At 73.1% G+C, this 23,393-nt stretch carries 17 protein-coding genes and 1 pseudogene; 9 read left to right on the top strand and 9 right to left on the bottom strand.

Annotation, left to right across the window (positions count from 1 at the left end; genetic code table 11):
• A pseudogene (locus tag NFU81_RS34985) lies at positions 1-260 on the bottom strand (hypothetical protein); the annotation flags it as partial.
• 223 nt (positions 261-483) lie between these two features.
• On the opposite strand from NFU81_RS34985, the gene NFU81_RS34990 reads away from it, so the two are divergent.
• From NFU81_RS34990 to NFU81_RS35020, 7 genes are all read left to right on the top strand, one after another.
• Positions 484-1,137 (top strand): LAETG motif-containing sortase-dependent surface protein, encoded by a 654-nt coding sequence (locus tag NFU81_RS34990; RefSeq protein ID WP_251499436.1) that lies wholly within the window; start codon positions 484-486, stop codon positions 1,135-1,137.
• Positions 1,138-1,523: 386 nt separating this feature from the next.
• A complete protein-coding gene (locus NFU81_RS34995) occupies positions 1,524-4,256 on the top strand; it encodes an alpha/beta fold hydrolase (RefSeq protein ID WP_251499439.1) in 2,733 nt (910 codons plus the stop codon).
• Entirely contained in the window at positions 4,253-5,143 is an 891-nt protein-coding gene (locus NFU81_RS35000; protein ID WP_251499441.1) for an ABC transporter permease, read from the top strand. The genes NFU81_RS34995 and NFU81_RS35000 overlap by 4 nt, the downstream gene beginning before the upstream one ends.
• Before the next feature lie 179 nt (positions 5,144-5,322).
• Entirely contained in the window at positions 5,323-6,705 is a 1,383-nt protein-coding gene (locus NFU81_RS35005) for a S53 family peptidase (protein WP_251499444.1), read from the top strand.
• Positions 6,706-6,923: 218 nt separating this feature from the next.
• Positions 6,924-8,474, top strand: a complete 1,551-nt coding sequence (locus NFU81_RS35010; protein ID WP_251499447.1) for a chitinase — start codon at positions 6,924-6,926, stop codon at positions 8,472-8,474.
• Positions 8,475-8,631: 157 nt separating this feature from the next.
• Positions 8,632-9,468 carry an undecaprenyl-diphosphate phosphatase gene (locus tag NFU81_RS35015; protein ID WP_251499449.1) on the top strand — a complete coding sequence of 279 codons (837 nt, stop codon included), beginning with the start codon at positions 8,632-8,634 and terminating at the stop codon, positions 9,466-9,468.
• 160 nt (positions 9,469-9,628) lie between these two features.
• A complete protein-coding gene (locus NFU81_RS35020) occupies positions 9,629-11,869 on the top strand; it encodes an RICIN domain-containing protein (protein ID WP_422665373.1) in 2,241 nt (746 codons plus the stop codon).
• Positions 11,870-12,004: 135 nt separating this feature from the next.
• Here the strand turns inward: NFU81_RS35020 and NFU81_RS35025 are convergent, their stop codons facing one another.
• The 4 genes from NFU81_RS35025 to NFU81_RS35040 form a co-directional block, all read right to left on the bottom strand.
• The gene (locus NFU81_RS35025; protein WP_251499451.1) at positions 12,005-13,108 is read right to left on the bottom strand and encodes a Gfo/Idh/MocA family protein; all 1,104 of its coding nucleotides are present in this window, start codon (positions 13,106-13,108) and stop codon (positions 12,005-12,007) included.
• Entirely contained in the window at positions 13,105-13,851 is a 747-nt protein-coding gene (locus NFU81_RS35030; protein WP_251499454.1) for a sugar phosphate isomerase/epimerase family protein, read from the bottom strand. The genes NFU81_RS35025 and NFU81_RS35030 overlap by 4 nt, the downstream gene beginning before the upstream one ends.
• A gap of 91 nt (positions 13,852-13,942) precedes the next feature.
• Positions 13,943-14,863 carry a sugar phosphate isomerase/epimerase family protein gene (locus tag NFU81_RS35035; protein WP_251499457.1) on the bottom strand — a complete coding sequence of 307 codons (921 nt, stop codon included), beginning with the start codon at positions 14,861-14,863 and terminating at the stop codon, positions 13,943-13,945.
• A gap of 1 nt (position 14,864) precedes the next feature.
• Entirely contained in the window at positions 14,865-15,965 is a 1,101-nt protein-coding gene (locus NFU81_RS35040; RefSeq protein ID WP_251499460.1) for a Gfo/Idh/MocA family protein, read from the bottom strand.
• A gap of 134 nt (positions 15,966-16,099) precedes the next feature.
• On the opposite strand from NFU81_RS35040, the gene NFU81_RS35045 reads away from it, so the two are divergent.
• Positions 16,100-17,278 carry an ROK family transcriptional regulator gene (locus NFU81_RS35045; protein WP_251499462.1) on the top strand — a complete coding sequence of 393 codons (1,179 nt, stop codon included), beginning with the start codon at positions 16,100-16,102 and terminating at the stop codon, positions 17,276-17,278.
• Positions 17,279-17,577: 299 nt separating this feature from the next.
• Positions 17,578-18,681 carry a DUF5954 family protein gene (locus tag NFU81_RS35050; protein WP_251499464.1) on the top strand — a complete coding sequence of 368 codons (1,104 nt, stop codon included), beginning with the start codon at positions 17,578-17,580 and terminating at the stop codon, positions 18,679-18,681.
• Positions 18,682-19,250: 569 nt separating this feature from the next.
• Here the strand turns inward: NFU81_RS35050 and NFU81_RS35055 are convergent.
• From NFU81_RS35055 to NFU81_RS35070, 4 genes are all read right to left on the bottom strand, one after another.
• Positions 19,251-20,669 (bottom strand): AlkA N-terminal domain-containing protein, encoded by a 1,419-nt coding sequence (locus tag NFU81_RS35055; RefSeq protein WP_251499468.1) that lies wholly within the window; start codon positions 20,667-20,669, stop codon positions 19,251-19,253.
• Between the two features lie 72 nt (positions 20,670-20,741).
• Positions 20,742-21,146: an NTP pyrophosphohydrolase gene (locus NFU81_RS35060; protein WP_251499471.1), complete on the bottom strand. Its 405-nt coding sequence runs from the start codon at positions 21,144-21,146 to the stop codon at positions 20,742-20,744.
• Positions 21,143-22,291, bottom strand: a complete 1,149-nt coding sequence (locus tag NFU81_RS35065; protein WP_251499474.1) for an aldose epimerase family protein — start codon at positions 22,289-22,291, stop codon at positions 21,143-21,145. Before NFU81_RS35065 ends, NFU81_RS35060 begins: the two co-directional genes overlap by 4 nt.
• A gap of 77 nt (positions 22,292-22,368) precedes the next feature.
• On the bottom strand, positions 22,369-23,385 hold the full coding sequence (locus tag NFU81_RS35070; RefSeq protein WP_251499476.1) for a LacI family DNA-binding transcriptional regulator: 1,017 nt from the start codon (positions 23,383-23,385) through the stop codon (positions 22,369-22,371).
• Positions 23,386-23,393 lie beyond the last annotated feature (8 nt).

The raw sequence follows: 23,393 nt of genomic DNA on the forward strand, positions 1-23,393 counted from the left end.
TCCGCGAACGAGGGGAAGGACTCGGCCGGGCGGCCGGGCGGCGGGACCTCCGGCCGGGCCGCGGTCAGGTCGGCGCGCAGCCGCAGCCCCTGCGGCGACAGGTAGTAACTGTGGTGCCCCGCGCGGCCGTGCGGCACCGCGAGCCCGCGTGCGACGAGCGCGGCGCACACGTCGGCCCTGGCGGCCAGCCGCCCGGTCGCCGGGTCGGAGCCGGTGACCGCCCGCCGCTGGGCCGCGGTCAGTGCGGTGCTCATCGTCATGGGTCCCTCCTGCCTCGGCGCCGTCCCCGGGTGCGTCCTCGCACCGTATCCCGGGGCACCGACATCGCGGTCCTGCGATAACCCCGCTGAATTCCCTACGGAATTCGTAAGGGCGCCGCCCGCTGAATAGGCGGGGAAGGGCAGGGTGTAGGGTCCCGGACCCACACAGAAATTCGGCGGGCGGGGCCGTACGGGCGAAGTCCGGTCTGCAATGGGAGGGTTCATGAGACTGACGGTTCAGGGCCGCAGAAGATCCGCGGCGATAGCGACGGCGGGAATGGCCGCCATGATCGGTTCCGTGGTGCTGGCGGGGCCGGCTTCCGCACATACGCCGAACTGGTCGGTGACCTGCGATTCGGTGACGGTCGACCTGACGGCGTACAACAGCGATGTGCGCAACACCGTGACGCTGACCATCGTCGGCGGTGAAGGCGCGCTGGTCGACCAGACGTTCGGTTCGGCCTTCCATTTCCAGGACGCCCTGCCGCCGCACGACGCGCCGCTCGACCTGCACCTGGTGGTCACGGCGGGCGACGGCAAGAAGTTCGGCAGGGACGAGACCAAGACCGCGCCGGTGTGCGTCAAGCCGAGCAGCCCGTCGCCGTCCACCACCTCGCCGACGTCGCCGTCCACCACCGCGGCGACCACCGCTCCGGCGACCACCGCGCCCGCCACGACGCCGCCCACCACCGCGGCGCCGAGCACCAGCCCCGCCCCGGTCGTCGCGTCCACCACGTCCGCCGGCGGCGGCGACCTCGCCGAGACCGGGAGCTCCAACGCCACGCCGATGATCGCGGGCATCGCCGTGGCCGTCGTCGCCGCGGGCGGCGGCCTGGTGTTCTGGACCCGCAGGCGCGGTTCCTCGTCCCACCGCTGACCGGCGGGGGAAGGCCGGCCAGGAGGGCCGTCCCGGCAATACCGGCCGGAATGATCGACACCTCCGTGCGCGGCCGACCGGGGAATGCGCCATCGCAGTACGGCGCATTCCCCGGGAAAGCCGATCACGCCGGTCGCGGGCCTTCGGCCGGTCGGCGGAATTCCTTGATCGCCTCCTGCGGGTAACCCGGCCCATCAGGCACCCGTGTCACAGGTGGAGATCAACTCCCGCCGCAATCAATGGCCTTGCGGCATTTCACCGGCCTGGCCCGGCGCGTTGTGGATGATCACCACGGGACTGCCTTGCCGGGTGCCGCCATCTGTGAAAAGGCGGGGAAACGCCGCCCCTGTCCGGGTGACACGTGCGGGCCCGCCTAGGATCGAGGGATGGATCTTCGATGGCCGCGGCGCAGGCGGTGGTTGGCCGGGGCGGGGGCGCTCGCGGTTCTGGTGGCGGGCGGCGTGGCCGTCCGGACCGCCGCGGCGGCCGGCGGCGGGGCCGCGGTGCACCGCAGTGACGCGATGCTCACCGGCGCCGGCGGCGTACGCCTGGACACCTCGTACTTCACCACCGGCGGCAGTACCCGCAGACCCGCGGTCCTGCTCGGCCACGGGTTCGGCGGCAGCAAGGCCGACGTCCGCGGCCAGGCGGAGAAGCTGGCCGAGCACGGCTACGCAGTACTGACCTGGTCGGCCCGCGGCTTCGGGTCCTCGACCGGCACCATCGGCCTCAACGCGCGGAGCGGCGAGGTCGCCGACGTCAGCCGGCTGATCGACTGGCTGGCGGCCCGCCCCGACGTCCGGCTCGACGCACCGGGCGACCCCAGGGTCGGCATCTCGGGCGTGTCGTACGGCGGCGCCATCTCGCTGCTGGCCGCCGGGTACGACCACCGGGTCGACGCGATCGCGCCGCGCGAGACGTACTGGAATCTCGCCGACGCGCTGTTCCCGAACGACGTCTACAAGAAGCTGTGGTCCGGCATCTTCTTCTCCTCGGGCTCCGCGTCGCTCCCGGGCTCCGCACCGCAGGCCGGAACGGGCGGCGCGCCGACGGCCCCTGCGAAGTCCGCGCAGGGCGCCGCGGCGGCCCCCGCGCCCACCGACCCGCTGTGCGGCCGCTTCGCCGCCGGCATCTGCGCGCTCTACCAGCGCGTCGCCACCGCCGGCCGGCCGGACGCCGCCGCCCGCGCGCAGCTCGAAGCGCTCAGCCCCTCCGCGGTCGCGTCCCGTATCAAGGTCCCGGCGCTGATCGTGCAGGGCCAGACCGACTCGCTGTTCACGCTGGCCCAGTCCGACGCGATGGCCACGGCGATCCGCGGGAACGGCGCCCCGGTCGCCGTCGACTGGATCGCCGGCGGCCACGACGGCGGCGACACCGAGGACGGCAGGATCGACCGCCGGGTCACCGCCTGGTTCGACCGCTACCTCAAGGGCGCCACCGGCACCGGCACGGGACCCGCCTTCCGGGTCACCCGCACCGGCGGCCTCAACTCGACCGACGGCAGCGTGGTGCTGCGCGGCGCCGGAGGCGACAGCTACCCGGGCCTGGAGGGTACGACCGCCCGCCGGATCGCCCTGGCGGGCCGCGAGCAGCGGATCACCAACCCGGCGGGCGGCGCACCGCCGGCGATCTCCGCGCTGCCCGGCACCGGTTCGCTCGGCGCCCTGTCCGCGCTCGGCGCGAGCCTGTCGCTCGACATCCCCGGGCAGTACGCGCAGTTCGAGTCGGCGCCGCTCACCGGCAGCACCCATCTGACCGGGGCGCCGACGGTGACCCTGCGGGTGGCCACCGACGCCCCTGAGGCGGTGCTCTTCGGCAAGCTCTACGACGTCACGCCCGGCGGCAAGTCGACGCTGCCCGCCGCCCTCGCCGCCCCCGTGCGGGTCCAGAGCTCACCGGGCGGCAGCAACGTGACGCTGCAACTGCCCGCCGTGGACCACGACTTCGCGGCCGGCCACCGGATGCGCCTGGTCCTGGCGACCACCGACCTGGGCTACGCCTCACCGGCCGCGCCCGCCTCGCTGACCGTCTCGCTGCTCTCTCCCGAGCTGACCGTGCCGCTCGACAGCGCGCTCGGCGACGACGCGGCCCCGCTGCCGTGGTGGGCCTGGGCGCTGCCGCCGCTGGCGCTGCTGGCCGCGGCGGCCCTGCTGGTCACCGGCCGCCGCCGGGTGCGCCCGCGGCCCGCCGACCCGGCGCTGGCCGCGGTGCCGCTGCAGATCACCGGGCTGAGCAAGCGGTACGCCAAGTCGGCCGACCGCTACGCCGTACGGGACCTGTCCTTCCGGGTCGAGCCGGGACAGGTGCTCGGACTGCTCGGGCCGAACGGCGCGGGCAAGACCACCACGCTGCGGATGCTGATGGGGCTGATCCGCCCCGACGACGGCGAGATCCGGGTGTTCGGCGAGGCGGTGCGCCCGGGGGCGCCGGTGCTGTCCCGGCTGGGCGCCTTCGTCGAGGGCGCCGGCTTCCTGCCGCACCTGACCGGCCGGTCCAACCTGGAGCTGTACTGGCAGGCCACCGGACGGCCGCCGCAGGACGCCCGGATGGCCGAGGCCCTGGAGATCGCCGGGCTCGGCGAGGCGCTGGAGCGCGCGGTGCGCACGTACTCGCAGGGCATGCGGCAGCGGCTGGCCATCGCGCAGGCCATGCTGGGCCTGCCCGACCTGCTGATCCTCGACGAGCCGACCAACGGCCTCGACCCGCCGCAGATCCGCGAGATGCGCGAGGTGCTGATCCGCTACGCCGCCGCCGGGCGCACGGTCATCGTCTCCAGCCACCTGCTGGCCGAGGTCGAGCAGAGCTGTACGCACCTGGTGGTGATGGACCGCGGGCGGCTGGTCACCGCGGGTCCCGTCGCCGACATCATCGGCTCGGCCGACACCGTCCTGGTCGGCGTGGACGGCGAGGTGCCGCAGACCGTCGTCGACAAGGTCGCCGGGCTGCCCGGGGTGTCCACCGCGGTCCGCGAGGAGGACGGCCTGCTCGCGGTGCTCGACGGGCTGACCGCGGCGCAGTTCGTGGCCGAACTCGTCCGGCTGGGCGTGCCGGTGGCCCGGGTCGGGCCGCACCGCCGCCTGGAGGACGCCTTCCTGACCCTGATCGGAGGCTCGGCATGAGCGCCGCACCCCCCGTCCCCGCGCCCGCCCCCGTGCCGCCGCCGCGTACCGCCGCGCCGGGCTACCGGCCCGGCCGTACGCTGCGGCTGCGGGTCGAGGCCCGCAGGCAGCTGCGCAGGCGCCGCACGATGATCGTGGCAGCGCTGCTCGCGGCGCTGCCCTTCATCCTGATCGCCGCCTTCGCGATCGGCGGCACCCCGAAGGAGGGGCGCAACGGTCCCACGCTGATCGACACCGCCACCGCCTCGGGCGCCAACTTCGCCGCGACCTGCCTGTTCGTCTCCGCGGGCTTCGTGCTGGTGGTGCCGGTCGCGCTGTTCTGCGGCGACACGGTCGCCTCGGAGGCGGGCTGGTCGAGCCTGCGCTACCTGCTGGCGGCACCGGTGCCCAGGACCCGGCTGCTGAGCGTGAAGTTCGCGGTGGCGCTGGGCTTCAGCGCGGTCGCGCTGGTGCTGCTGCCGGCGGTGGCGCTGGTCTCGGGCACGGTCGCGTACGGCTGGGGCGACCTGGAGCTGCCCACCGGCGGGGCACTTGCCTCGGGGGACGCGCTGCCGCGGCTCGCCGTCGCGGTGGTGTACATCTTCGTCAGCCAACTGGTCACCGCCGCTCTCGCGTTCTGGCTGTCGACCCGGACGGACGCGCCGCTGGGCGCGGTCGGCGGCGCGGTCGGGCTGACCATCGTCGGCAACGTGCTGGACGCGGTGACCGCGCTCGGCTCCTGGCGGGACGTGCTGCCCGCGCACTGGCAGTTCTCCTGGGCCGACGCGCTGCAGCCCACGCTGGAGTGGACCGGCATGCTGCAGGGCGCCTCGGTGTCGGTGTCGTACGCGATCGTGCTGACGGCCCTGGCCTTCCGCGGCTTCCGCACCAAGGACGTGGTGTCCTGACGCGGTCTGACGTGCCGTAAACCGACGGCCAGTCATGTCATGGTCATGGAAGATCAAAGGGAGGGCCATCCGGGTAAAACGGCGGTCGTGAACCAGCGAAGGCTCTTGTCCTGGGCATGATCTGTGGGTGTGATCACGTCATCCGTCTCGTGCGGTCGTCCTCCATACAAGGAGTGTCCATGCGCAGAGTCCGCCCGCGGTTCAGCGCCGCGGTCGCAGCGGCCGGAGCCACCGCTCTCACTGCCGCCGCGTTGATAGCTGCTCCGATCGGCGGCGCCGCGGCGGCGGCGCCGGCCGGCCGTGCGCCGGCCGTCAAGCCGGTGCCCGCGGTCTCCGGCCACCGGCTGATCCACGGGGAGAGCAGCCCCATGAGCAACGCGCAGTGCCAGGCGGCCTGGGGCATCAACTGCTACAACCTGCTGCAGTACCGGCAGGCGTACAACCTGAACGCGCTCTACCGCGCCGGCGTCACGGGCAAGGGCCGCACCATCGTCATCGTGGACTCGTTCGGCTCCCCGACGATCCAGCACGACCTGGACGTCTACAGCGCCCAGTGGGGCATCAAGAGCTCCACGGTGCAGGTCGTCAAGTGGGGCGACGTGCCGCCGTTCGACCCGGCGAACCCCGACCACACCGGGTGGGCGGGCGAGAGCACGCTCGACGTCGAGATGGCGCACGCGGTCGCACCGGACGCGCACATCGTGCTGGTGGAGACCGGGGTCGCCGAGACCGAGGGCGTCACCGGGCTGCCGGAGATGATGGACGCCGAGAAGTACATGATCGACCACGGTGTGGGCGACGTGATCACCCAGAGCTTCGGGGCCACGGAGAACACCTTCCCCGGCTTCGACAAGGGCGACTTCTCCAGCATCCAGAAGCTGCGCTACGCCTTCCAGGCCGCGGCCAGGCGCGGCGTGACCGTCCTGGCGTCCTCGGGCGACGGCGGCGCGACCGACGCGATGGCCGACGGTGCGACGGACTACCCGTACCCGGTGAACTCCTGGCCGTCCGCCGACCCGCTGGTCACCTCGATCGGCGGCACCCAGCTGCACCTGGACGACGCGGGCGACCGCACCGCGCCCGACAGTGTCTACAACGACTACGGAGCAGGCGGCGGCGGCCAGTCGCACGTCTTCACCCGCCCCGCGTACCAGAACGGGGTCAGCAGCGTGGTCGGTGCCCGGCGCGGCACCCCGGACATCTCGATGGCCGCGGCTGTCGACGGCGGCGCGTGGGTGTACTCCAGCTTCGACCCGACGGCCACCGGCTGGGACGTCTACGGCGGCACCAGCGAGGCCAGCCCGCTGTTCTCCGGCGTCATCGCGCTGGCCGACCAGCTCGGCGGGCACCGGGTGGGCGACATCCACCAGGCGCTGTACGCGCTGGCGAAGGGCGGCGCCAAGTCCACCGGTGTCGTGGACGTCAAGGACGGCACGAACAACACCTATGACGGCGTCACCGGTTACACCGCGGTGAAGGGCTACGACATGGCGACCGGCGTCGGGACGCTGGACGCCGCGCGGTTCGTTCCCGCGCTCGCGCTGGCCAGCCGGGGGCGCTGACCCCGACGGCGGAAACGGACAGGTCACCGCCGCACCGTCCCCGGTGCGGCGGTGGCCGTCGTGCTGCCGGGTGCCGGAAAGGCCGGATTGCGGCGGCGACTGGTTCAACTCCATTATCTGTTAGGACTCTTGACAGTTGGGTGGTCCAGACCAGCAGTATTGGTCCAGACCAGCAGACCGCCGTCTGCTGATCCCCCCACCTGGAAGGAGCGCGGTCCATGACCGGACCCGTTCGCAGACTCCGTCTCCGCGCAGTGCTCACCGGCGTCGTCACCGCCGCCGCGTCCGCCGGACTCGCCCTCACCGGCGGCGGCACCGCCCACGCGGCCACCGCCCTGCCCAGCCACATAGCGGCGCCGTACTTCGAGGCCTACAACGGCGACAGCCTCTCCGGCCTCGCCTCCGCCTCCGGCAACAAGTACCTGACGATGGCCTTCATCCAGACCCCGTCGGTCGGCTCCTGCACCCCGTACTGGAACGGCGACAGCTCGATGCCGATCAGCCAGGCGAACTTCGGCGGCGACATCGACACCATCCAGGCCGGCGGCGGCGACGTCATCCCGTCGTTCGGCGGCTACGCGGCCGACAACGGCGGCACCGAGATCGCCGACAGCTGCACCAACGTCAGCTCGATCGCCGCCGCGTACGAGAAGGTCGTCACCACCTACGACATCAGCCGGATCGACCTGGACATCGAGGACAACTCGCTGACCAACTCCGCCGGCATCGACCGCCGCAACAAGGCCGTCAAGATGGTGCAGGACTGGGCGGCGGCCAACGGGCGCCCGATGCAGTTCTCCTACACCCTGCCGACCACCACCCACGGGCTGGAAGGCGGCTCCGTCGGCTCGGGCAGCGGCCTGGCCGTGCTGCAGAACGCGGTGAGCAACGGCGTCAAGCTCGACGTCGTCAACATCATGACGTTCGACTACTACGACAACGCCACGCACAACATGGCCACCGACACGCAGACCGCCGCCCAGGGCCTGCACGACCAGCTCGCGGCCCTCTACCCGGCGAAGACCGACGCGCAGCTGTGGAACATGGTGGGCGTCACCGAGATGCCCGGCATCGACGACTTCGGCGCCGCCGAGACCTTCACCACCGCCAACGCCACCACGGTCTACAACTGGGCGGTCGGCAAGGGCATCAACACCCTGTCCTTCTGGGCGCTGCAGCGCGACAACGGCGGCTGCCCCGGCCAGGGCGGCTCCGACACCTGCTCGGGCACCACCCAGAGCACCTGGCAGTTCAGCCACACCTTCGAGCCGTTCAACGGTGCGAGCACCCCGCCGCCGGCCAACGACTTCTCGGTGTCGCTGACCCCGGCGGCCGGCACCGCCACCGCGGGCGGCTCCACCACCTCCAGCGTGCACACCGCGGTGACCGCGGGCGCCGCGCAGTCCGTCGCCCTGTCGGTCAGCGGCGCACCGGCCGGCGTCACCGCGTCGGTCAGCCCCGGCTCGGTCACCGCGGGCGGCAACGCCACTCTGTCGGTGTCGACCACCGCCTCGGCGGTCTCCGGCAGCTACGCGCTGACGGTCACCGGCACGGCGGGCGGCGTCAGCCGCTCGGCCACCTACACCCTGACGGTCACCGGCGGCACCAGCGCGTGCACCGCGGCGCCTTGGAGCAGCACGGCGGTCTACGTGGGCGGCAACACCGTCTCGTACGGCGGCCACACCTGGAAGGCCAAGTGGTGGACGACGGGCGAGACGCCCGGCACCACCGGTGAGTGGGGAGTCTGGCAGGACCTCGGCGCCTGCTAGCACGCGCCAGGTTCCCTGGTCAGGCGGCCGGGCCGCCCCGGATTCGGGGTCCGGCCGCCGATCCTCTAAAGTCGCACCGACGTCTACCGGAATGTAGTCGCAGCTGTAGTCGGAGCGGGCCGGACCAGTACCGGCAGACCAGGGGACAGGACCACCCATGAGTGCCATCGGCGTCGGCCAGGCCGTCATCCTCGGAATCGTGGAAGGAGTCACCGAATTCCTGCCGGTGTCCTCCACCGGCCACCTGAAGCTGGCCGAGGGCCTGATGAACATCAAGGTGGACGACGACGCCGTGGTCGGCTTCACCGCCGTCATCCAGGTCGGTGCCATCGCCGCGGTGTTCGTCTACTTCTTCAAGGACATCATGCGGTTCGTCAGCGCGTGGCTGCGCGGACTGACGGACAAGGGGCAGCGCGACAACCACGACTACAAGTTCACCTGGTGGGTGATCTACTCCACGATCCCGATCGTGATCGTCGGCCTGGCGGCCAAATCGCTGATCGACGGTCCGCTCGGCTCTCTGTGGGTGGTCGCCTGCTCGCTGATCGGCGGCAGCATAGTGATGTGGGCCGCGGAGCAGATGGCCAGGTTCAAGCGCAGCGAGCAGGAGGTGACGCTCAAGGACGCCATGTACGTCGGCTCCTCGCAGATCCTGGCGCTGCTCTTCCCCGGCTTCTCCCGCTCCGGCGCGACCATCTCCACCGCGCTGATCCGCGACCTCGACCGGATGGCGGCCACCCGGCTGTCGTTCTTCCTCGGCCTGCCCGCGCTCACCGGCGCGGGGCTGTACGAGCTGAAGGACGCCACCGGCGGCGGGGTGAGCACCACCGCCCTCGCGGTCGGCACCCTGGTGTCGTTCGTGGTCGCCTACGCGTCCATCGCCTGGCTGCTGCGCTTCGTCGCGCGGCACTCCTTCAACGCCTTCGTGATCTACCGGATCGTGGTCGGCTTCGTCCTGATCGGGCTGCTCGCGACCAACGTCCTGGACGCCTGACCAGCGGTTCAACACAGCGTGCCAGGCCGGGCCTTGAGGCCCGGCCTTTGCTGTGACCGCATAATTCACGACTTATTTTTTGATGTGTATTGACTCCCCGACAGGCGGCCCCTAGCGTCCACACCGCATCGCGACCCCACAACGCGACGAGGAGACTCGTGTGACCCAGGTACCCGCAGGGACCGGCTCGCCGTCCCGCAACCCCCGCCACCGCAGACGAACGGCCGCCCTCGCGGCGGCGTTCCTGATACCGGTCGGCGCCGGCATCGCACTGGTCTCCGCCCCCGAGGCCGGGGCCGCGACCATCCCGACCGCCCCGGCCACCGTGACCGGCGTCGGCAGCGGCAAGTGCGTGGACGCGCGCGCCGCGGCCACCGGCAACGGCACCGCCGTCCAGCAGTACGCCTGCAACGGCAGCACCGCGCAGCAGTGGCAGTTCACCGCGACCGACAGCGGCTACTACCGGATCGGCGTGGCCTCGGCCCCGGACCAGGTCTGGGACGAGACGAACGTCTCGACCGCCGACGGCGCCCTGACCCAGCTGTGGCTCTACGGCGGCGGTGCCAACCAGCAGTGGCAGCCGGTCGCCGAGTCCAGCGGCGCCTTCCACTTCGTCAACCGCAACAGCGGCAAGTGCCTCGACGTGCCCGGCGCGTCCACCGCCGACAGCGTCCAGCTCCAGCAGTACACCTGCAACGGCAGCGCGGCGCAGTCCTTCAACGTCAGCGGCTCCGGCGGCACCACCACCCCGCCGCCCACCGGCGACGACCCCGACCTCGGACCCAACGTCGTCACCTTCGACCCGTCGATGTCGTCGTCCACGATCCAGTCCCGGCTGAACACCATCTTCAACCAGCAGCAGACCAACCAGTTCGGCGGCCAGCGCTACGCCGTGCTGTTCAAGCCGGGCACCTACAGCGCCGATGTCAACGTCGGCTTCTACACCCAGGTCGCGGGCCTGGGCCTGAGCCCCGACGACGTCACCATCAACGGCGCCGTGCACGCGGAGGCCGACTGGTTCCAGGGCAACGCCACCCAGAACTTCTGGCGCGACGCCGAGAACATGTCGGTCAACCCCACCGGCGGCAGCGACCGCTGGGCGGTCTCCCAGGCCGCGCCCTACCGGCGGATGCACGTACGCGGCAACCTCGCGCTGGACGACGGCGGCTGGTCCAGCGGCGGCTTCATCTCCGACACCAAGGTCGACGGCCAGATCCGCTCCGGCTCCCAGCAGCAGTTCCTGACCCGGGACTCGACGATGGGCAGCTGGTCGGGCTCCAACTGGAACATGGTCTTCGTCGGCGACCAGGGCGCCCCCGCCCAGTCCTTCCCGACGTACACCACGGTCGCCTCCTCGCCCACCATCCGCGAGAAGCCGTTCCTGTACATCGACAGCTCGGGCAAGTACCAGGTCTTCGTGCCCGCACTGCAGTCCAACGCCTCAGGCACCACCTGGAGCGGCAAGACCCCGCAGGGCCAGTCGCTGCCGATCGACCAGTTCTACGTCGTCAAGCCCGGCGCGACCGCGTCCGACATCAACGCGGCCCTCGCCGCGGGCAAGAACCTGCTGGTCACCCCCGGCGTCTACCACCTCAACCAGACGCTGAACATCACCCGTCCCGACACCGTGGTGCTGGGCATGGGCCTGGCCACGCTGGTGCCCGACAACGGGATCACCGCGATCAGCACCGCCGACGTCGACGGCATCAAGCTGGCCGGCCTGCTGATCGACGCCGGCACCACCACCTCCCAGCAGCTGATGCAGATCGGCCCGGCCGGATCGTCCGCGAACCACGCGGCCGACCCGACCAGCCTGTCGGACGTCTTCTTCCGGATCGGCGGCGCCACCGTCGGCAAGGCCACCCAGTCCCTGGTGATCAACAGCGGCAACACGATCATCGACCACACCTGGATCTGGCGCGCCGACCACGGCAACGGCGGCACGGTCGGCTGGAACACCAACACCGCCGACACCGGCCTGGTCGTCAACGGCCCCAACGTGACGGCGTACGGCCTGTTCGTCGAGCACTTCCAGAAGACGCAGGTGCTGTGGAACGGGCAGGGCGGCAGGACGTACTTCTTCCAGAACGAGATGCCCTACGACCCGCCCAACCAGAGCTCCTGGATGAACGGTTCGTCGCAGGGCTACCCCGCCTACAAGGTCGCCGACTCGGTCACCAGCCACGAGGCCTGGGGCCTGGGCAGCTACTGCTACTTCAGCGCCAACCCGTCGGTGGTCTCGGCCAACGCCTTCCAGGTGCCCAACACCTCGGGCGTGCGCTTCCACGACATGGTGACCGTCTCGCTGGGCGGCACCGGCACCATCAGCCATGTCATCAACTCCACCGGTGACGCCGTCAACAGCGGCCACCAGGTGACGGATCTGACCAGCTACCCGTAAGCAACAGCCGCGAGCGGGCGGCAGTAAGGCAGACCCGGCCGACCCATCCCCCCACGGGTGGGCCGGCCGGGCCTGTGCGGGCCGCGCGCCCCGCGGGGCGCGCGGCCGGTCCAGCACGGTGGCAGCGACACCCCGTCAGGTGAGCGTCGCTGCCACCGGGTCCCAGCCGTCCGGCAGGACCGGCACCGCCGGCGCCCCGGACTCCAGGGGCAGAACGGAGTGCCGCTCCGCGGACTCGGTGATGGTGGACATCAACTCCAGCACATGCTGGGCCAGTTCACCCGAGGCGCGGTGCTCGTCGCCGCCCCGGACCGCGCGGGCCATGTCCAGGACGCCCATGCCGCGGCCCGCGACCGAGCCGGTCACCGGCAGATCCCGCCACTCCTCCTCGCCGAACGCCCGGACCTGCAGCGGCCCTTCGAAGGTGTTCGGGTCCGGCAGCGACAGGGTGCCCTCGGTGCCGGTGATCTCGATCATCCGGCGCGAGACCGCCGAGTCGAAGCTGAAGGTCGCCGACGCGCTCGGCCCGCTCGCGAAGTCCAGCAGCGCCTGCACATGCGTCGGCACCTCGACCGCGAAGGACGTGCCCGCCTTCGGCCCCGACCCGATGACCCGCTCGGCGCGCGCCTGCCTGGCCGTCGCCGAGACCCGGCTCACCGGGCCGAGCAGCGCCACCAGCGCGGTCAGGTAGTACGGGCCGATGTCGAACAGCGGCCCGGCGCCGTACTGGAAGAGGAACTCCGGGTTCGGGTGCCAGCTCTCGGGACCGGGGCCCTGCGTCACCGCGGTCACCGCGACCGGCTCGCCGATGGCTCCTGAGCTCAGCGCCCGCGCAGCGGACTGCAGCCCCGCGCCCAGGAAGGTGTCGGGCGCGCTGCCCACCCGCAGGCCCGCGGCCTGCGCCTCGGCCAGGATCTTCGCCCCGTCGGCCGGCGCGAGCGCCAGCGGCTTCTCGCCGTAGACGTGCTTGCCGGCCTGCAGCGCCGCACCGGCGACCTCGGCGTGGGCCGCGGGGATGGTGAGGTTGACGACGATCTCGACCTCGGGGATCGCCAGCACCGAGGCGACGTCGCCCGCCGCGGGCACTCCGTAGGTGTCCGCCGCCGCCCTGGCCCGCTCGACGTCCAGGTCGGCCACCGCGAGCACCCGCACGTCGGGGAAGGTCGACAGCGCCGTCAGGTACTGCGTGCTGATCACCCCGGCGCCTATCAGGGCGATGCCGACAGGACCGCCGCTCATGACCGGCCCTCAAGGGCGGTCAGGTAGCGGTGGCTCTCGCCGACGGCCTCGAAGACGTCGCCCGCGCAGCTGTCCAGCTCCACGATCCGCACCGCCTCGGGCGCCGCCGCCAGGATCGACGGCACGTCGATGATGCCCTGCCCGACCGCGGTGTGCGGTTCGTCCTTGACGCCCGGCCCGTCCTTGACGTGCAGCGCGTACACCCGGTCGCCCAGGGTGCGCAGCAGCTCCGGTACGTCCGCGCCGCCCACGGCGGCCCAGTAGGTGTCGACTTCGAGGAAGACCTCGGGCGCCAGCAGATCGGCCAGCACCTCAAGGGCGGTACGGCCCTCGAAGCGCGGCTCGATCTCCCACCAGTGGTTGTGGTAGCCGATCAGGACGTCGTGCTCGGCGGCCTTGGCCGCGAAGCCGTTGAGCTGGTCGGCGACCTGCTGGAGGCCGTCGGTGGTGGTGAACAGCTCGTGCTCGATGCCGCCGGGGATGATGGCCCGGTCGGTGCCGACGGCGCGTACCGCGTCGAAGACCTCCCCGGCGTCCTGGCTGAACAGCGCGTAGGCGTGGGTGCTCGGCACGGTCAGGCCCAGCTCGTCGGCGAGCTTGCGGAATCCGGTCGGGTCGCCGGTCGGGTCGTAGGGCTCCACCGAGCGGTAGCCGATCTCGGCGAGCCGGGTCAGCGTGCCGTCGCGGTCGGCGGCGATCTGGTCCCGGAGGGTGTAGAGCTGGATGCTCAGGGGCGTTGCCATCGAAACGATGCCTCCTGGAAATGCGGCAGGTGCGGTACGGGCGGGACGGGTGCGGCCCGGCGGAGCCGCGGTATCGGTCGGCGTAGCAGCGTCAGCCCACGATGAGCGGGCGCAGTGTGCGGTGGGCGATCTCGAGCCCCTGGGTGATCCTGGTGGTGTCCCCGCTCCACACGGGGTCCTCGTGCTCCACGGACAGCACTCCGGTGAAGCCGCCCTCGTAGAGCGTGTCCACGATCCGGCGCCAGTCCACGTCGCCGAGCCCGGGAACCCGGTAGCGCCACCAGCCGCTGTCCCAGCCGTCGGCGCGCTCGACCGTACGGCCGAAGATGCCGTAGCGGTCCCTGGCGCGCGGGTCGAGCTGGGCGTCCTTGGCCTGGGCGTGCGGGATGCGGTCGACGTACGGGCGCAGCGCGGCCACCGGGTCGATGCCCAGCCACAGCAGGTGCGACGGGTCGTAGTTGAGGTAGAGGCCGAGGTCGAACATCCACTCCCACAGCTCGGGGGAGTAGGCGAGGTTGCCCGGGTAGCCGTCCGGGTGCCAGCCCTCCATCACGCAGTTCTCGATGATGATCTTCACGCCGCGCTCGCCCGCGTACTCCACCAGCGGCGGCAGCTCGCGTTCGGCCTGCGCGATGTTCTCCTTCACCGACAGGCCCGGGTGGCGGCCGATGAAGGTGCCGACGTGCTCGACGCCGAGCAGCGCGGCCGCGTCGACGTTCGCCCGGACGTGGGCGGCGATCTCGGCCCTGCGGGCCTTGTCGGGGTGCAGGTTGTTCTCGTAGTACGCCAGCGCCGACAGGGTCAGGCCGTGCCGCTCGAACAGCGCGCGCACCTCGTCGGCCTGCTGCTTGCCGAAGTCGATGACGTCGATGTGGCTGGCCTCGAAGTCCCGTGACCCGGTGGACGGCCAGGTGGCCACCTCCAGCGCCTGGTAGTCGTGCGAGGCCGCCCATGCGGCGATCTCCTCCAGCGGCAGCTGCGGAAGGCAGGCGGTCAGGAAGCCCAGCTTCATGTCAGGAGACCTCTTTCCAGGACCGGTCGGCCGCCGACGCGAGGACTGCCTCGGTGAGGCGCACCATGCGGGCGGCGTCGTCGAAGGTGGGGAAGGCCCCACCGGTGCCGTCCTCGCGGACGGCGGCGTGCACATCGCGGACGAAGGCGGCGAAGCAGTCGAGATAGCCCATCGGGTGCCCGCCGGGCACCACCGAGAGCCGGGCGGCGGCGGGGGACAGTACGGCGGGGTCGCGCTGCACCGCCGCGTTCTCGCCGCGGCTGCCGACGAAGAGGGTCTCGGGGTTCTCCTGGTCGAAGGCCAGCGACGTGGTGCTGCCGTCCACCTCGAACCACAGCCGGTTCTTCCGGCCGGGGGAGATCTGCGAGACCGTCACCGTGCCGGTGGCGCCGCGGTCGGTGCGGAAGAGCAGCTGCACCGCGTCCTCGGTGGCCGGCACCCCGCCGGCCCTGGCCAGCGTCTGGCTCACCGCGGTCAGCTCGATGATCCGGTGGCCGGTCACCCACTCGACCAGGTCGCACCAGTGCGAGCCGATGTCGGCGAAGGCCCGGGAGGGGCCGCCGGCCGCCGCGTCCACCCGCCAGTTGGTGTCACCCGGCTGCGACAGCCAGTCCTGCAGGTAGTGCCCGTGCAGCAGCCGCACGTCGCCGGCCCGGCCGTCGAGCACCCTGGCCCGCGCCTCGGCCGCCATCGGGTGGTAGCGGTAGACGAACGGCACCGCGGCCACCCGGCCGGACTCCGCCGCGAGCGCCGCCAGCGCGTCCGCGGTGGCCGACCCGGTGGTCAGCGGCTTCTCGCAGACCACGTGCTTTCCGGCCCGCAGCGCGAGCTCCGCCAGGCCGGCGTGCGCGTCGTTGGGCGTGCAGATGTGCACCACGTCCACGTCGTCACTGGTGACCAGTTCCTCGGAACTCCCGAAGGCCCGCTCCACGCCGAGCGCGGCCGCGGCCTCCTTGGCACGTGCCGGGGTCGAGGCGCTGACTCCGACGACCGGCGCACCGGTGCGGCGCACGGCGTCCAGATGCACCCGCCCGATCATCCCTACGCCGGCGATCGCCGTACGCAGGGACGACAGTGACGACGACGACACCGCCGTTGACATACCGCCCACAAAAGGCCTCCCATTCCGCTTGCTTGAAACGCTAGCCATCCAGGTTTCGGTTGACAATGGCAAGATTTCCGCTAACTTCTGTCATAAATCCGCCGGACGACAGCCCGACGAAAGGCAGCCCCACGGTGACCGCGACAAGCGACCGGCAGTTGACCGCGCTCAGCGAACTGGCCGGCCTGGTGGCCGGCGGCGTCACCCGGCGCAGCCAACTCGCCACCGCGACCGGGCTGTCACGGGCCGCCGTCGCCCAGCGGGTCGACCTGCTGATCGCCAAGGGCCTGCTGGTCGAGACCGGCACGGTGGCCACCGAGCGCGGCCGGCCGCCGCTCACCTTGCAGCTCGCCTCCGCCGGCGCCGTGGTGTGCGCGGTCGACCTCGGCGCCACCCACAGCACGGTCGCCGTCGCCGACCTCGGCGGCACGGTCCTCGCCGAGGCCACCGAGGACCTGGACATCAACGACGGGCCCGAGGCGGTGCTCACCGGCCTGCACAAGCAGCTCAGCCGGCTCCTCGACAGCGCGGGCCACCCCGCGGACCACGTGCGGGCGATCAGCATCGGGCTGCCGGGACCGGTCGAGGCCAGCACCGGTACGGTCATCCGGCCGCCGATCATGCGCGGCTGGGACGGCTACCGCGTGCCGTCCTTCTTCGCCGACCGCTACCGCGCACCCGTCCTGGCGGACAACGACGTGAACATGATGGCGCTGGGCGAGTACGGCCACCGCCCGGCGGCCGCGCACCTGCTCTACGTCAAGGTGGGCACGGGCATCGGCTGCGGCATCGTCTCCGGCGGCGTGGTGCACCGCGGCGCCACCGGGGCGGCCGGCGACATCGGGCACATCCGGGTGCCAGGGCACGACGAGGTGCTGTGCCGCTGCGGCAACACCGGCTGCGTCGAGGCCGTCGCCTCCGGCGCCGCCATCGCCGCGACGCTGCGCGAGGCGGGCCTGCCCGCCGAGCACGCCGCCGACGTCGTCCGGCTGGTCGCGGCCGGCGACCCGCTGGCCCGCCGCCAGGTCAGGCTCGCCGCGCAGCGGCTCGGCGACGTCATCGCCTCCCTGGTCAGCTTCTACAACCCCGACACGATCGTGCTCGGCGGCAGCATCGCCAGCCTGCACGACGACCTGCTCGCCGACATCCGCGCCGCCGTCTACCGCCGCGCCCTGCCGCTGGCCACCCGCACCGTCGCCATCGAGACCACGCTGCTCGGCCGCAGGGCCGGCATCGAGGGCGCCAGACGGCTCGCCGTGCAGCACCTGCTCTCCCCCGAGGGCATCGGCCAGATGCTGGCGGACGCACCCTAGGCCTAGGGCGGGTCCGCAAGGTCCCGTCCGGCCGACGGTGCCTGGCACGCGCGCGCTCCCCCTGCCTTCGGCGGGAGGTGCCCCCGGCGTTGTCGGGCTCGTCCGAGCAGGCCCGCTACGAGGACGAGCCTCCGCCGTGCTGTCGCACGCACCAGATGCCATCGGCCCCGCTCTTCGGGCGGACGGCGGGACCTTGCGGACCCGCCCCGGGGCCGCGCAGGGTACGACACGGCGGGCCGCCGGTTGCGCCTTTCACAGAACCGCCGCCGACCGGCGCGACGGATGGGCATGCTGGTGCCATGGAGTACTCCGGCGACGATGCCACCGTCTACCAGACCATCCGGGTGACCGCCCCGGAGTCCCCGGTTGCGGCGCTCGCCGACGTGGAGGCGTGGAAGGCGCGCAAGACGTTCCCTTCCATGCTCTTCGCCGGCGGCCCGGTCTTCGGAGTCGCCCGCGAGAGACCGGCCGGCGGCTGGGTGCTCCAGCCGTACTTCAGCGGGCTCGCCCCGCAGGACGCCAGGGACGGCCTCGGGTCGTACTTCCGCCGGGTCGCCAAGGAGACCGACGAGCGGCGGCAGGCCGCCGAATACCAGGCGGCGGGCGAGCTGCTGGACTGGGAGCCGCTCAACGACCTGACGGTGTGCGGGTGCCGCTACCGCGTCGTGCGCGCGGAGCGCTTCATACGGATGGGACCCGACGGCCCCGAGCCGCCCCGGGTCACCGACCCCGACCCCAGCGAGCCCGGCGAGTCCCACGAGGGCCTCGACCCGGCCGCGGGCCTGGTCATCGACCCCTACGACCCGACCGGGGTCTCCGAGGGCATCCTCAAGGCCGAACTCCTCGCGGCGCTGCGCAAGCACGGGACGGTGCCCGGCGAGGTCCGCGACGACGCGCGGGCCGCGGCCGCCGCGTACCCCGGCGGGGTGCTGCTGCCCGCCACCTTCATGACCGCGGAGCGCGAGGGCGGCGACCAGTGGCGGCCCGGCTCCAGCGGCACCGCGACGACGCCGCAGTCCGCGCGGGACGGGCTGGCGATGCAGCTGCGGGTCATGGTGCCGTGGCAGCGCGACCTGACGGCCGAGCAGCGGTCAGTCCACAACGACGCGGCCGACCGGCTGGACGCGGAACGCTGCGACGAACTCGACGTCGCCGGGCGCCACTTCCGCATCGTGCGGGTCGAACGCCTGGTCCGGGTCGGCCCGGACGGCCCCGAGGGGCCGCGCCCCTCCGACCCCGACCCCGTACCCCCGGTCATGGTCCAGGACCGGGAGCTGCGCGAGCAGGGCATCCTGCGCGAGGACGAGGACGCGTCCTCGGAGGAGGCGGACGAGAGCACGCAGAAGTTCCTGCGGCTCTTCGAGGAGGAGCGCCGGCGGCGCGCTTCTCTGCGCCGCCCCTGACGGGCGGCCCCCGCCCGTTCCCGGACCTTCTCCAGGTGGGGCTTTCCGCGCCTGCGGGGGGCGACTTGCGCTGCGCGCTCGCCTGATCCGCCGTCGTGGCTGGTCGCGCAGTTCCGCCACCAGAGCTTCGCCTGGGGGTACCGCCAGCGCCCCTTCAGGTCCTGCCCCTTGCGGTGCGTGCTTCGACTGCGGCGCCGTCGTGGCCGAGCGCGCAGTTCCGCCCCTAGAGCTTCGCCTGGGGGTACCCCCAGTGCCCCTGGGTGATTGCCCCCTGCGGTGGCGTTGCTTTCTTTCCCGCCATCCGGGCTGGGCGCGCAGTTCCGCCCCCAGAGCTTCGCCTGGGGGTACCCCCAGCGCCGCCTGAAAAACGGTCGCCCTCTGCGCAGAGGGCGAGCCCCTGCCGGGGGCGAGTGCCGGGCGTTGGAGGACGCAGGCCAAGAGGGGCGCCGCGAACTGCGCGACCAGCCACGACGCGGCCGCAGGCAAGCACGCAGCGCAAGGGGCAATCCCCCAGGGCTGCTGGGGGCGGAACTGCGCGCTCAACCACCCGCCGAGGGGAGGCCCCGGGGTCAGGCCGAGGGGGCCGGGCGGGGGGCGGACCAGAGGTGGTGGGTGGCGTAGGTGCGCCACGGGCGCCAGTGGGGGGACGGTGCGGAGGCCGGGGGGAGCAGGACGTCGGGATCGCCGAGCGCGCGCATGCGGATCGCGGACGCCGTCCGCCGGCTCACCCCGGGCACCGCCAGAAGCATGCGCTCCGCCTCGTCCCGGTCCGCCCCCGGGTCCAGCCGGAGGCCACCCGTGGCCAGGGCGGTGGCCACCGCCCGCAGGACGGGCCGCACCGCGGCACCCACCTCGGTCAGCTCGGCCTCTGCGAGGTCGGCGGGGCGGGGGAAGAGCCGGGTCAGCCCGCCGCTCGGCGCGGCCAGCGGCGCACCGTAGGCCGCGGCGACCTCGGCGGAGCGCGCCGCGTCGCCGATGACCGCACGCAGCGCGTACTCCTCCGGGTCCGTGGTGCCCGGCGCGCGCAGGCCGGGCCGCCGGGCGACGGACCCGGCCAGTTCGGGGTCGGCCCCGAGGCGCTCCGCGACCGCGTAGGGGTCCGCGTCGAGGTCGAACAGCCGCCGCACCCGCTGCGTCGCCGTGGTGAGGTCGCGCAGGTCGCCCAGGTGCAGCCGGCAGTCGAGCCAGCCGCCGCGGCCGGGGCGTTCCGCGACCTCGGCGACACCGAATCCGTGCGGCAGCCGCAGCGTGCGCCGGTACGTCCGCGAGCCCGGGCCGCCGGTGACCTCCTCGACGCCGCCCACCGCACGTGCGGCGAGGTGGTCGAAGACCTGCGCGCAGTCGTAGGCGCCGCGGTAGGCGAGCCGCAGCGGCACCCCCGTCGCCGCGCCGTGGCCGCCGCCGGGTCCGGGCGTACGGGACGCGCGCCCCGGGCGGGCGGCCCGCAGCTCGGTCGGGGTGGCCGCGTAGATCTCCCTGATCGTCTCGTTGAACTGCCGCACGCTGGCGAATCCGGCCGCGAACGCGATCTCCGCCGCCTGCATCGAGGTGGTCTGCAGCAGCACCCGCGCGGTGTGGCCGCGCTGCGCTCGGGCCAGCGCGATGGGTCCGGCGCCCAGCTCCGCGTTGAGCTGCCGCTGGACCTGGCGGGCGCTGTAGCCGAGCCGGGTGGCCAGGCCCGCGACGCCCTCCCGGTCCACGATCCCGTCGCCGATCAGCCGGATCGCCCGGCCGACCACGTCGGCCCTGGCGTTCCAGTCGGCCGAGCCGGGCACCGCGTCGGGCCGGCAGCGGCGGCAGGCACGGAAGCCGGCGCCCTGCGCGGCGGCCGCCGTGGGGAAGAAGGACACGTTCGCGCGCTTGGGCGTGATCGCCGGGCAGCTGGGCCGGCAGTAGATCCCGGTGCTCGACACGGCGAAGAAGAACACCCCGTCGAAGCGTGCGTCCCGGCTCCTGACCGCCTCGTACCTGCTGTCCTCGCTCGTCATGCGTCCAGTATGACCAGCTTCCATACCGCGGGCTAGCGGATATCGGACGTGGCGGTGGTGAGCGCCGCCCGCTCAGCGCGGGCGGACCGTGCGCGGCCCCGCACACGTCGCGCCGGCCGCCTCGACCCGGGCGCGCAGCCCGCGGTCCGCGGTCACCACCAGGCACCTGCGGCCCGCCGCCTCCGCCGCGAGGTCGGCGATCAGGTCGTCGCCGCTGCCGGCCGCCTCGGCGATCCTGACGCCCGGCACCGGCGGCACCCCGCGGGCCGCGCCCTCGGTCACCAGCACGACGTCGAGCGGCACGCCCACCGCCCACGGCGGGGCGCCGGCGGCTGCGGGCAGGCCCGTCGAGGCCAGCGGGACCAGCAGGTCGCGCAGCCGGGCCGCGGCGCCGCGCCGGTCGCGCCACCAGCCGTCGGGCACCGAGCCGACGACGTTCGCCCCGTCGACCACCAGCAGGGGCGCGGGATCGGTCACGGGCGGCTGCCGGCCAGGTGCGGGAAGCGGAACTCGGTGCGGCTGTGCAGCACCTCGCCGGGCCGCAGCACGGTCGACGGGTACTCGCGGTGGTTCGGCGAGTCCGGCAGGTGCTGGGTCTCCAGGCACACCGCGTCGTGCGGCCCGTAGCTGCGGCCCCCGGGGCCGGTGAGCGAGCCGTCGAGCTGGTTGGCGGTGTAGACCTGGATGCCGGGCTCGGTGGTGCGCACCTCCAGCGTCCGGCCGCTGCCGGGGTCGTGGAGCACCGCGGCGGTCCGCGGCACCTCGGGGTTCGCCGGCGGCCGCAGCACCCAGCAGTGGTCGTAGCCGTCGGCGGACTTGACCTGCGGGTCGGGCACGCGCAGGCCCTCGCTGATCGGGCGGGCGGTGGTGAAGTCGAACGGGGTTCCCGCCACCCGCTGTTCAGGACCCCACGGGATGGACTCGGTGGAGACCGGCAGGAAGGCGTCGGCGTCGACACGCAGCACGTGGCGCAGTATCGAGCCGGAAGCGCCGGAAGCGCCGGAAGCGCCGGAAGCGCCGGAAGCGCCGGAAGCGCCGGAAGCCCCGGCCGGCTCGGCGGGCTCGGCACCCGCCAGGTTGAAGTACGCGTGGTTGGTGAGGTTGACCACCGTCGTGCGGTCGGTGCGCGCCTCGAACGACAGCGCCAGCGTCCCGTCCGCGCCGAGCGCGTAGGTGGCGCTGACGTCCACCGCGCCGGGGAAGCCCATGTCGCCGTCCGGGCTGTGCAGCGTCAGGCGCAGCGCCCCCGGCAGCGGCTCCGCCTTCCACAGCCGGTGGTGGAACCCGTCGGGGCCGCCGTGCAGGGTGTGCCCGCGGTCGTTGACGGGCAGCCGGTGCAGCCGGCCGTCGAGCAGGAAGCGGGCGCCGGCGATCCGGTTGGCGTAGCGGCCGACCAGCGCCCCGAAGAAGGGGCTGCCGTGGTAGGCGGCCACGTCGGGCAGCGACAGGACGACCGAGTCGCTGCGCCCCTCCCGGTCGGGCACGTGCAGCGCGTGCAGGGTGCCGCCGTAGGTGAGGATCTCGGCGGCGACACCGGCCGCGGACTCCAGCCGCCAGCACTCCACCGGCTGTCCGTCGGGGGCGTTGCCGAAGGGGGAGCAGTGCGGTACGGGCGCGGGCATCGGCGGTCCTCGGCGTTCGGCGGGTCAGGAGGGAAAACGGCAGGTGTACGGCAGCGTACGTGCGGCGGCGGCCGCGCTCACCCGGTGCGCGGCGCGGTGGACTCCCGCGCCACCAGCGTGTAGCCGGGGTGAATCCGCTCGGGCTGCAACTGCGGGGCGCCGGACAGTCTGGCCACCACCCGCTCGACGGCCAGCCGGGCGATGGCCTGCTTGTCGGGGGAGACGGTGGTCAGCGCGACCGTGGAGAAGCGGCCCTCCTCGACGTCGTCGAAGCCGACCACCGACACGTCCTGCGGCACCCGCAGCCCCCGCTCGACCAGCGCCCGGATCGCGCCGAGCGCCATCAGGTCGTTGTAGGCGAAGACCGCGTCAGGCTCGGCCCCGCGGTCGAGCAGCGCGTTCATCGCGGCGGCGCCGTCCCACCGGCCGTAGGCGTCGGTCGCCGCCACCAGGGAGTCGTCGTGCGGCAGCCCGGCCGCCGTGAGCTCCTCGCGCCAGCCGCGCAGCCGCAGGTGGGCGGGCTGCCTGGCCATCTCCCTGCGCGCGCCGAGGAAGGCGATCCGCCGCCGGCCGAACCCGGCCAGGTGGCGGATCGCGGTACGGGCGGCCGCGACGTTGTCGATGGCGATGTGGTCGTAGGGCGCGTCGTACTCGCGCTCGCCGAGCAGCACCAGCGGCGCGTCACCAGGGCGGCCGAGCAGGTCGTCGGCCTCCAGCTCGATCGGGCTGAGGATCAGGCCGTCGATGACGTGGGCGCGGAAGCCCTGCGAGACCAGCACCTCCTTCTCGCGCAGGCCGGCGGTGTGGTCGAGCAGCACCGTGTAGTCGTGCCGGGCGGCGGCGTCGATGACGGCGCCGGCCAGCTCCGCGAAGTACGGGTTGCCCAGCTCCGGCACGGCGAGCGCGATGATGCCCGTCCTGCCCTTGCGCAGGTGGCGGGCGGTCAGGTTCGGCCGGTAGCCCAGCTCGTCGATGGCCCGCTGCACCCGCTCCCGCATCGCTGGGGTGACATGGGGGTAGTTGTTCACCACGTTCGACACGGTCTTGACCGACACGCCGGCCAGCTGCGCGACGTCCTTGAGGCTGGCGCCCACGGAGTTCC

Source organism: Actinacidiphila cocklensis (assembly GCF_907177275.1).
Lineage (GTDB): Bacteria > Actinomycetota > Actinomycetes > Streptomycetales > Streptomycetaceae > Actinacidiphila > Actinacidiphila cocklensis.